Annotated in this window: 8 protein-coding genes and 1 pseudogene; 4 read left to right on the plus strand and 5 right to left on the minus strand. The window is 72.2% G+C overall.

Annotated features, from left to right (window positions below; all coding sequences use genetic code 11):
* Positions 1–77: 77 nt before the first annotated feature.
* Positions 78–902: an AfsR/SARP family transcriptional regulator gene (locus ACWDSL_RS22575; RefSeq protein ID WP_450488053.1), complete on the minus strand. Its 825-nt coding sequence runs from the start codon at positions 900–902 to the stop codon at positions 78–80.
* Between the two features lie 530 nt (positions 903–1432).
* On the opposite strand from ACWDSL_RS22575, the gene ACWDSL_RS22580 reads away from it, so the two are divergent.
* Positions 1433–3925 (plus strand): TOMM precursor leader peptide-binding protein, encoded by a 2493-nt coding sequence (locus tag ACWDSL_RS22580; RefSeq protein ID WP_450488055.1) that lies wholly within the window; start codon positions 1433–1435, stop codon positions 3923–3925.
* Positions 3926–4058: 133 nt separating this feature from the next.
* A complete protein-coding gene (locus ACWDSL_RS22585) occupies positions 4059–5315 on the plus strand; it encodes a sensor histidine kinase (protein ID WP_450488057.1) in 1257 nt (418 codons plus the stop codon).
* A gap of 68 nt (positions 5316–5383) precedes the next feature.
* Here the strand turns inward: ACWDSL_RS22585 and ACWDSL_RS22590 are convergent, their stop codons facing one another.
* From ACWDSL_RS22590 to ACWDSL_RS22600, 3 genes are read right to left on the minus strand one after another with little or no spacing between them, the layout of a single operon-like run.
* Complete coding sequence (locus ACWDSL_RS22590; protein ID WP_404746610.1) at positions 5384–5989, minus strand: response regulator transcription factor; 606 nt, start codon at positions 5987–5989, stop codon at positions 5384–5386.
* Positions 5990–6010: 21 nt separating this feature from the next.
* Entirely contained in the window at positions 6011–6835 is an 825-nt protein-coding gene (locus tag ACWDSL_RS22595) for a 4'-phosphopantetheinyl transferase family protein (protein ID WP_450488059.1), read from the minus strand.
* Complete coding sequence (locus ACWDSL_RS22600) at positions 6832–8517, minus strand: AMP-binding protein (protein ID WP_450488061.1); 1686 nt, start codon at positions 8515–8517, stop codon at positions 6832–6834. The genes ACWDSL_RS22595 and ACWDSL_RS22600 overlap by 4 nt, the downstream gene beginning before the upstream one ends.
* Before the next feature lie 285 nt (positions 8518–8802).
* Here ACWDSL_RS22600 and ACWDSL_RS22605 point away from each other — a divergent pair, with 285 nt between their 5' ends.
* Together ACWDSL_RS22605 and ACWDSL_RS22610 are read left to right on the plus strand one after the other, a co-directional pair.
* Entirely contained in the window at positions 8803–9726 is a 924-nt protein-coding gene (locus tag ACWDSL_RS22605; protein ID WP_450488067.1) for an ATP-binding cassette domain-containing protein, read from the plus strand.
* Positions 9720–10445, plus strand: a complete 726-nt coding sequence (locus ACWDSL_RS22610; RefSeq protein WP_450488063.1) for an ABC transporter permease — start codon at positions 9720–9722, stop codon at positions 10443–10445. The genes ACWDSL_RS22605 and ACWDSL_RS22610 overlap by 7 nt, the downstream gene beginning before the upstream one ends.
* A gap of 97 nt (positions 10446–10542) precedes the next feature.
* On the opposite strand, the pseudogene ACWDSL_RS22615 reads toward ACWDSL_RS22610, so the two are convergent.
* A pseudogene (locus tag ACWDSL_RS22615) lies at positions 10543–10701 on the minus strand (IS110 family transposase); the annotation flags it as partial.

Below are 10701 nucleotides of genomic sequence, written 5' to 3' on the forward strand. Positions count from 1 at the left end.
AGCCGTAGCCGGCCCGGCAAGAAGGGCGGCGCCGGGCGTTCAGGGGAGGTGCGATCGGATGGTGAACCGGCAGGGACCTACGCGGCGAACAGGTCGAGCACCGGGCGGCGCCACTGCCCGCCCAGCTCCAGGTCCAACGCGGGGTCCGAGGCGAGCACCGCCTGCTGCAGCTTCTGCAGCCGCGGGGAGGGTTCGAGCCCCAGGTCCTCGACGAGCCGGCCGCGCAGCCCCTGGTACACCTCCAGCGCCTGCCACGGGCGGCCGGACCGGTACAGGGCGGCCATGCACTGGGCGTGCAGCCCTTCGTGGAGCGGATGTCGGGCCGTCAGTTCGGTGAGCTCCGTGAGTAGTTCGGCGTGGCGGCCCAGGCGCAGGTCGGCCTCGATCCGACGCTCCAGGACCCCGAGACGGCTCTCCTCCAGCCGGGCCAGCTCGATCTCCAGGATCGGTCCGACCCGCACGTCCACGAGAGCGGGACCGCGCCACACCGCCAGCGCCTCGCGGAACAGAAACGAGGCCTCGACATCGTCGCCGACGTCGAGCGCGTCCCGCCCGGAGGCCACCAGCCGGTCGTACTCGTGGATGTCCACCGCGCCCGGCTGGGCCTCCAGCACATATCCGCCGTACCGCGTAGCCAGCACGCTCTTCGATGCCTCGGGCGCCTGCGGCCCGTACGCCACGGCCAGTCTCCGCCGGAGCTGGAGGATGTACGTCTGGAGCGTGGTCAACGCGCTGCGCGGCATCTGCGCGCCCCAGATTTCCTCCATAAGGGTGGGCACCGGGAGCATCTGGTTGGCGTACACGGAAAGCAGTGCGAGGATCTGCCGCGGCTTGCCCGCGCTGGGCACGATCGACTGACCGCAGGCCTCGACGCTCAGCGGCCCCAACACCTTGATTTCCATGGTCCTGTCACACCTCCGTCAGACGGTCCACCAGGTGCCTCTTTGGCCGCGCGGCCCTGCCATTGAGGCACATATGAGCCTCGCGTGCGGGTGGTGGGCACGGCCAGTGCCGGACTCCCGAACCGTGCATGAGTCCTGTGAGGCGGAGGTCATGACAAGTTCACACCCTGGTTATGAGGAAAGCACTGGCAAGCCGTGGATCCGTCATCGCAGACTCCTTGCCAGGACCGCCTCTCACCCCGAGGAGAGCCCACAATGACCGACACATCCCCCCTCCCCGCGAGCCCTTCGCCCCTGTGCGCCGCGGGCCCCGGCCCCGCCGACCCAAGCGACCTCGGGGAAGTGAGGCACGCCCCCGCGCCGCCCGGCACGGCACCTCGCCGCGTTGTCGCAGCACCCAAGTACGCCCAGTACGAGGGCGCCGCTCCGCCTTGCGATGCACCGCACCGGACGACGCAGGAACGCACCCCACCTCCCCGAGGCCGCTTAGGCGTCGACGACTTGGTCATCGAGGACCTCTCCGCCGAGCCATGGCCCGCCCCCACCCCGGGCATCTGCATCTGCACCATCAGCGTCGGCTGAGCCGGCTGATGGGCACATTGGGCTTCTCCCCGCACCTACGCGTCGAGCGGGTGCCGGGCGAGGCCGTCTACCTCGTCTCGGAGCGCGGCGTCACGGCGCTGCACGGCCAGACGGCCGAGACGCTTGCCCCGCTGCTCGACGGCTCCAGGGACCTGGAGCACATCCTCGCCGAGGCCGGCGTACGCACCGATCCCGCCGCTGTACGCACCGATCCCGCCGCTGCCGCGGCGCTGGTCACCCGCGTCATCGCCCGGCTGTGCGAGGCGGGTCTTGTGTGCGAGCGCGGACGCTATCCACGCCCCGAGGACGCGTACTGGGGGCTGGCCGGCGTGACCGCCGCCCCCGCCCCGCCCCCGGTCGCCCTCCCGATGACGCCCTGCGCCGGGGCCCTGCGGTCCGCCGTCGTGGCCCCTGTGGCCCTCGGCTGCACCGAGCTGGACGAGGCCGTCCAGGCGCTGCGTGCGGCGGGCATCCGCGCCGTGGAAGGAGACGAGTTCGGGGCGGGGGCCGGGGACGGGCCTGGGCCATGTCAAATCGACAAGCGTCAACGCGGCGACGCGTATCTCACTCTTGTGGTCTGTGACGACTACCTCGATCCACGCCTCGCCGCGCTCGACGCCGAGCACCGGGCGTCCGGCCGCCGCTGGTTGCCGGTCAAGCCGGTCGGCACGACGGCGTGGATCGGCCCGTTCCTGGGCGCCCAGGACGACCCGTGCTGGTCCTGTCTGGCCGACCGGCTGTGGCGGCGACGGCAGGCCGAGGCACATCTCCAGCACCGACTCGGCCGTGCGGGCCCGGTGCCCCGCCCGCCCGCGTCCCTGGCCGCCAGCCGGGCCGCCGCGCTGCAACTGGCCGCGTTGGAGGCGGCCACCTGGCTGGCCGGGCACCGCCACCCGGGGCAGCGCGCGCTGTGCACTCTGGACACCCTCACCTCCGCCCTGGAGCACCACGCGGTCAGCCGCCGCCCGCAGTGCCCCGCATGCGGCGACCCACGGTTGGTCGCGGCGCGGATACGGGCGCCCCTGGCCCTGGTCACGCGCGCCGACGACGCCCCGTGGCAGATCGCCGACAGCCCACCGCGGCGGATCATGGAGACGTACGCGCATCTGATCAGCCCCGTGACCGGGCTGGTGAGCGAGATCCGCCGAGACCCGCGCGGGCCCGCCTTCCTCAACTGCTTCCACGCCACACACCCCGCGTACGCCACCGTCGACCTCACCGCCAGACCCGCCGGCCCCACCAGACCCGCCGGCCCTGTCGGCCCCACCAGCCCCGTCGGCCCCGCGGCGCCTCCCGGGCTCGACACCGTACGGGCCGGGCTGCGCACCGCAGCCCATGGCAAGGGCATGACGTCCGAGCAGGGTCAGGCGAGCGCGCTGTGCGAGGCGTTGGAGCACTACAGCGGCCACTTCCAGGGGGACGAGCCGCGGCAGCGCGCCCGCTACCGCGATCTGGACCCCGAGGACGCCGTACATCCGAACGCGGTGCAGCTCTTCGACCCACGGCAGTTTCGCGACCGGGGCACATCCGCGCGCCACCGGGTCTGTGATCCGTTCGACGAGCGGGCGGAGCTGGACTGGACCCCGGTGTGGTCGATCACCGCGCAGCGGCACCGGCTGCTGCCGACCGCCCTGCTGTACTACGGCACGCCCCAGCCGGCCGGACGGCGCTACTGCCGGGCCGACTCCAACGGGGCCGCCGCCGGGGGCAGTCTGGCCGATGCGGTGCTGCGCGGCTTCCTGGAGCTGGTGGAGCGGGACGCGGTCGCCCTGTGGTGGTACAACCGCACCCGTCAGCCGGCGCTCGACCTCGACGCCCAGGACGATCCGTGGATCGCCGAACTGCGGCGCGTCCACACCGAACTGCGCCGCGAGGTGTGGGCGCTCGACCTCACCTCCGACCTCGGCATCCCCGTGGTGGCCGCCGTCTCCCGCCGTACCGACAAGTCCGCCGAGGACATCACCCTGGGCTTCGGCGCCCACTTCGACCGGCACACCGCGCTGCGCCACGCCCTGGCCGAGCTCAACCAGATGCTGCCCCCCGTGGTCGAGGCCCGCGTCGACGGCGACGGGTACGGGGTGACGGCCGATCCGGAGGCGCTGTGCTGGTTCCGCACCGCGACCCTCGCCAACCAGCCGTATCTGGCCCCGTCAGGGGTCGTGGCGGAGGGCGCGGGCATATCCGGTCCGCACAGAACCGACGCCCTCGGCCTCCTCGACCTCATAGCCGAGGTGGTCCGCGGGCACGGCATGGAGCTGCTCGTCCTGGACCAGACGCGGCCGGACGTCGGGCTGCCCGTGGCGAAGGTGCTGGTGCCCGGGCTGCGTCCGCACTGGGCCCGCTTCGCTCCCGGCCGGCTCTTCCAAGTGCCGGTGGCCCTGGGGCGGCTGGCCGAGCCCACCCCGTACCACCGCCTCAACCCTGTCCCTCTTTTTCTGTAATCCCTTGTGATTGACTGTGAGCACCAGTAACCCTCTGTGTAAAGTCAGCGTCCTACGCCACCTCTCCACGACCGGAAAAGTTCGGATACTCTCGGGCAAGTTACCCAATCCAGCCCGACCATCCGGAGGACGAGTGCAGGGCACCTCCTTGCCCGGCGATGCCGGGAGCGACTCGGCTCGTCACCGCGACGATCTCGCGCCACGGCTGGCCGTGGTGATCACCGCGGTGGTGCTCGTGGGCTACTTCTGCGTCGCGGTCACCTATGTGGTCGACGCCCGCCCGTCAGGACGGGCCCTGGACGCCGCGCTGTTGATGCTGGCGCTGCTCCCCGTACTTGCCGCCCTGTTGGGGCTGCAGCTGACGCACTCCTTCCCCGGGCTCGCGCCCCGGCTCAGCGGGGCCCGGCACTGGACGCTGGCGCTACAGGCGCTGCTGACCTTCCTCCCCTTCGCGGTCTTCAAGCACGCCTGGCTCGGCATGCCGGGGTTCCTGGCGGGTTCCTCGCTGCTGGTGCTGCCGCCCCCGCTGTCCTGGGTGGCCTTCGCCGCGATCATGGGGTGCACCGATGTGCTGCTGTTCCAGGTCGGGTTCGGCTGGGGCGAGGTCGCGTACACGACGGTCTCCACCGCCCTGACCGGTCTGGTGGTCTTCGGCCTCTCACGGCTGTCCGGGCTGGTCGCCGAGGTGTCCCGGTCGCGGGCCGAGCTGGCCCGGCTGGCGGTGGCCCAGGAGCGGCTGCGGTTCGCCCGCGATCTGCACGACCTACTCGGCTACAGCCTGTCCACCATCACCCTCAAGTGCGAACTCGTCCACCGCCTGGTGCCCCCGCGGAACTCCCGCGCCCAGCAGGAGCTTGCCGAGATCCTGCAGACCTCGCGCCAGGCGCTCGCGGACGTACGGGCGGTGGCCAGCGGATACCGCAAGATGTCACTGTCCGCGGAGGCGGGCACGGCCAAGTCCATGCTGGCCGCGGTCGGTATCAGCACCACGGCGGAAGTCGACTGCGGGGAACTGCCCGACCTGGTGGACACCGTGCTGGCGAGCGTGTTGCGGGAGGGGCTGACCAATGTGCTGCGGCACAGCAAGGCGGAGCACTGCTCGATCGAGGCGCGGCGCAGCGACCGCACCGTGCTGCTGACGCTCACCAACGACGGGGTGGGCAAGCCCTCGACCATTCTGCGTGCCGACAGCTCCGACAGGTCGGACGGCGGCAGCGGAATCGGCAACCTCAAGGTCCGGCTGGAGAATCTGGGCGGACGGCTGCGCGCGGGCGTACGGGACGATGGCCGGTTCGAGCTGCGGGCCGAGCTCGAACTGCCCGTGGATTCGGCCCCGGAGGGGCGCGAGCGTGGCTCTGAGGACGAGTACGGCCCGGCCGTGACGGCGTAGCGCCATCGCCGTCACGACCTGCACGGCAGCGTCTCCTCAGGACCCGTACCCGCGCGGCGGCGCCGCCGTCACAGCCAGCCGGCCTCGCGGGCGATCCGGATGGCATCCACCCGGTTGCGCGCGTTCAACTTGGTGACGACGGACGTCAGATAGTTGCGCACCGTGCCCACGGACAGATACAGCCGGGCCGCGATCTGCGCGGAGCCCTCCCCCTGGGAGGCCAGCAGCAGCACTTCCAGCTCGCGCGGGGTCAGCGGCTGCGGCTTGTCGTCCAGGGCGGCGAGGACGAGCTGCGGGTCGATGACCCGCTCCCCCTTCGCGACCGCACGGATGGCGTCGCACAGCTTGTCCGGGGTGCTGTCCTTGAGCAGAAAGCCCGAGACATGGGCCGCCAGGGCGCGGCGCAGATTACCGGGCCTGCCGAGGCTGGTGAGCATCATCGTCCGGCACTCGGGCACGGCGGTGTGCAGCTCACCGGCGGCCGTCAGGCCGTCCATCCCGGGGAGGTCGATGTCGAGAACCGCGACATCCGGGCGGAGCTCCTTCGCACGCGGCAGGATTTCGGCGCCGCTTGAGAACTCGGCGACGACTTCGATGTCCGGCTCGAATTCCAACAGTGCGACAAGTGCCTTGCGCAGCATGTGCATGTCTTCGGCTATCAGCACTCTGACCACGTCGCCCCTGCCCCTGCCTGCTCAACCCCCGTCGTATACCCGCATACGATTATTCCCAAATCTTCTCGGCCGCTCCACCAATTCTCGGCCGAATCCGCCCACCGAACACTCGTACTGCCGCCAAACCGAGCTTATAAAATGACTTCCTGCCGAATGATCGCTGTTAACTTCCGAAATAGCGAATCGCCACCCACCACCCGATACGACAGCATCGAACTCGAATTCGGCGAACGCCAGTCGCATTCCGCGCCCCAGCGCCTTTGTGTATGCCTCCTTCAGCGTCCACAACCGCAGCAACGCCCGCTCGCGCTCCGGTTCCGCGAGACCGGCCAGCGCCGCGCGCTCGGCGGGGGCGCACAGCCGCCGGCCCACATCGGCGTACCGCATCGGCCGCCCGGACGCCTCGACGTCCACCCCGATGCGTGTCCCCCGGCTGACGCCCGCGACGAGCAGACCCCCGGTATGGCTGAGGCTCAGCTCCACCCGGCCGGCCCCGGCGCAGCGGGCGTACGGCCGTCCGCCCGGCTCGTACGCGAGGCACACCGCCTCGGGCGCGCCGCCCGACACCGCCGCGACGAGGTGTTTGAGCAGCAGCCGCGAGGCCACGAAGCGTCCGCGGGCCGCCGGGCGGGGCAGGGTGCGCAGGCGGCGCCGGTCGCGGTCGTCGAGCATCCCGCACAGGTCCTGATCGAACGCCAGGTCCTGGGGATGGGTCGGCAGCCACTCCCGCCACCGGCCGTGGACGACCGCCCGGCCGTGTGCGGCGTACGCCTGGCGCACCGGTCGCCAGGGGCCGCCGGGCCCGGTCAGCGGAAGGGGCGACGGGCCGGGTCCGTCGGGTGTCACACCACGCCCCCGGCGGCGGGCTCACGCGGCAAGGGGACGAAGTCCTGGTACAGCGGCCGGACTTCGCCCCGTAGAAACTGCTCGCGGAGCGTGGCGCGGGGCACCTTCTGGGATCCGGCGCGGCGGACCGTACCGGGGCGGACCAGCAGCACCCTACCCGTGGCGGCGCCGAACTCCTCCGCCACGCATTCGCGTACCCGCCCGGCCAGCCCGGCGAGCGCGGCGTGCGAACCGCCCGCCGCACCGACCTCCTGGACCACCACCAGGGGCCCGGTGCCCGGCCCCGCGCAGAACACCCGGGCGGAGCCCAACGGCCGCCCGCAGCGCAGCAGTTCGCGCTCCACATCCTGTGGATGCAGGGGCATCCCGTCCACCATGAGGCTGTCGGCGAGGCCGCCTTCATGGGTGCGGCCCGTCATCCGGATCTCGCCGTCCCGCGCGATGCCGAGGTCCCCGGTGCGCAGAAACCCGCCCGCGGCCTCGGTGTCGCGCGAGCGGCCCCAGTGGCCGGCGGCCACGGCGGGGCCGCGCACCCAGATCTCACCGGCCATGCCGTCGGGCTGCGGCCGGCGGGTCGCCGGGTCGACGACGCGGAGGTCGAGACCGGGCACCGGGCCCCGGCCCTCGGCGGTGAGGAACGGCGCGGCCTGCGCCGGGGCGTATCCGGCGACCAGCGTGCCGGGGCGCAGCCCGGCGGCCGCGCAGCGGCGGTGGAAGGCCGCCATGGTCGCGGCCGAGACCGGCTCGGCGGCGTTGAGCGCCGTACGGAGGCGGGAGAGGTCGAGCCCGGCCAGCTGCTCGTCGGTGGCCTCGGCGGCACAGCGGGCGTAGCAGGTGTCGGGCGCGACGGTGTGGGTGATGGCGTGGCGGCTGAGGGCGCGCAGCCAGGCCACGGGGTCGGCGAGGTGCGGGCGTACGGGCAGGGGTACGGCGGTGGCGCCGAGCCACAGCGGGTGCAGCAGCTGGCCGATGAGGCCGGGGGTGTGGTGGCGCGGCAGCCAGCCGCCGATCCGGGAGCGGCGGCCGGTGTCCAGCGCCTGGCGCAGGGCGGGCATGGCGGCGAGGAGGTTGCCGTGGGTGATCAGCGCCCCGCGCGGCGCGGTGGCCGGACCGGCGTCGTACGCGAGGAGGGCGAGGCTGTCGGGCGTGGTGCGCGCGGGTGTGGCGTCGGGGGTGATGTCCGGTACGGCGGTGCGGTTGTGCGGGGCGGCGGGGGCGTACGGGGCCGGGTGGGCGTGTGGGCTGAGGCCGTCCACGGCCAGGCAGGTGATGCCGGTGCGGCCGATGAGGGAGAGCCTGCGGGAGGTCTCCGTGGCGTGTGCGGTCTCGGTCAGGACCAGGTCCACGGCCGCGTCCTTGGCGATGGCCGCGGTGCGCTCCGCCTCGGTGCGGGAGGCGGTCGGCGCGGGCACGGGGACCGCGACCGCCCCCGCGTACAGGCAGCCGAGCAGCGCGGCCGCCGCGTGCGGGCCGGGGTCGAGGGCGAGCAGCACCTGGCGGCCGGGCGCGTCGCGGGCGCGCAGCCAGGCGGACACGGCGCGGGCGCGGGCGTCGAGGGCGGCGTAGCTGATCCGCTGTTCACCACCGCCACCGCCTTCGGCCGGGTACACCAGCGCCTGATCGGCGGCGCACAGCATGGCCCGGTCCATCAGGGCCTCGGCCAGATTCTTATGTCGGTGCATTCTCGTCTCCCCAGCGCCTGACGGAACCCGGCCCCACACCGCCTCGCTGCCTCGGTAGAGGGGCATCGAGGTGTCGAGGCAGCGAGGCGGCGACTGGAAGGGAGTGTCGGGGCGGCGGCTCGAAGGCGGCTCGAACTTGGGCAGGTCATAGGACAAGCAGCAAACCTGTGCGCCTCATATCTCGCACCATGACATTTGTCCTGCCGGAATGCGGACTGTCGACACTGTCGCCGACCGGTCACGGTCCGTAGCGTTTCCTTCATGACGAGTACGACGAGTACAGCGATGACGGCGGCGGACCCGCCCGTGGTGGAGTTCGCCGGTGTGGCGAAGCACTACGGCGGGGTGCGCGCGGTCAAGGGCATCGATCTGACCATCCGGCGCGGCGAGTCGATCGCCCTGCTCGGCCGCAATGGCGCGGGCAAGTCCACCTCGATCGGCATACTGCTCGGTTTGCTGCCGCCGAGCTCGGGCCGGGTGCGGCTCTTCGGCGGCGCACCGGAGGCAGCGGTCCGCTCGGGGCGGATCGGCGCGATGCTGCAGGAGGGTGCGCTGATCACCCGTGTGACGGTCCGTGAGCTGGTCGCCTTTGTGGCCGGCACCTACCCGAGGCCGCTCCCGATCGCCGAGACGCTGGAGCTGTCGGGGCTGACCGAGCTCGCGGAGCGGCGGGCGGACCGGCTCTCCGGCGGGCAGGCGCAGCGGCTGCGGTTCGCGCTCGCCATGGCGGGCGGGCCGGAGCTGGTGGTGCTGGACGAGCCGACGGCGGCGCTGGACGTGGGGGCCAGGCGCGAGTTCTGGGCGGCGATGCACTCCTACGCGGCGCGGGGCAACACGGTCTTGTTCTCCACCCACTATCTGGAAGAGGCCGATGACAACGCCGACCGGATCGTGGTGATCGACAAGGGCCGCAAGGTGGCGGACGGCACGGGCGAGGAGATCAAGCGGACGGTGGGCGGCAATGTCGTCGCCTTCGACCTGGGCGACCGCTCCTCCGAGGGGCTTGAGCTGCTTCCGGGGGTGACGAGCGTCGAGATCCGGCGCGGCCGGGCGTATCTGCGCAGCGCCGAATCGGATGCGACGGTGCTGGCGCTCGCCGAGCGCGGGGATGTGCGGAATCTGGAGGTGCGGGTGTCGCGGCTGGAGGACGCCTTCGTCGCGCTCACCACCGGCAGGGACGAGCGAGAGGAGGCGGTGGTCCGATGCTGACGTCCATCGCGTTGGAGCTGCGCAGGATGACCCGTGACCTGGCCTTTCTGGTCTTCGGGGTGGCCCTGCCGGTGGTGATGTATCTGCTCTTCACCAACGTCGGCGGCGAGGACGGCGACAAGGGCTCCCATGACACCGCGGCGATGATCGGGATGGCGGCGTACGGCGCGCTCGGCGCCGCCCTGGCGAACGGCACGGGTGTGGCGGAGGATCGGGGGCGCGGCTGGCTGCGGCAGCTGCGGATCACGCCGCTGACTCCGCTGGAGGTGGTGGGGGCGCGGGCGGTGACCGGTTCGCTGGTGGTGCTGCCGTCGATCGTGGCGGTGATGGGAGCGGGGTTCCTGGTCAACGGGGTGCGGATGCCGGTGCTGCGGGCGCTCGCCCTGGTGGCAGTGTTGTGGCTGGGCACCCTGCCGTTCACGCTGCTGGGCCTTGGCAACGGCTACCGTCTGTCGGCCCAGAGCACGGGCATGGTCAACACGGCGGCCAGTATGGGGCTGTCCATCATCGGCGGGCTGTGGATTCCGCTGAGCGCCTTCCCGGACTGGTTCGGCTCGATCGCCGAGTGGACGCCCACGAATCGCTTCGCGCAGTTGGGGTGGGATGTGTCCGAGGGCGCGCTGCCGGCGGTCGGAGCGGTGGCGGTGCTGGCGGGGTGGTTCGCGGTGTTCGGCGCGTATGCGGCGGCCGCGTACCGGAAGAGCACCCACACGAGGTGAGTCGTGTTTCCCCCTTTTTTTGAGGCTCGGTTCTCCCCCAGCTACCGCTGGGAGGTGCCCCCGGCCGTCAGGTCAGACACCCCATGTCGTTGGGGTGTCAAGCGGGCTGGGGGTAGGCGTGGTGTGACCATGCGGTTGCTTCGTCGTAGGTGGTGCGGGTTTTGAGGCAGCCGTGGAGGATGCCGACGAGGCGGTTGCCGAGCTGGCGGAGAGCGGGGTTGTAGCCGACCTCACGGGCTCGTTGTCTGTCGTAGTA

The organism is Streptomyces sp. NPDC000941 (assembly GCF_053599555.1).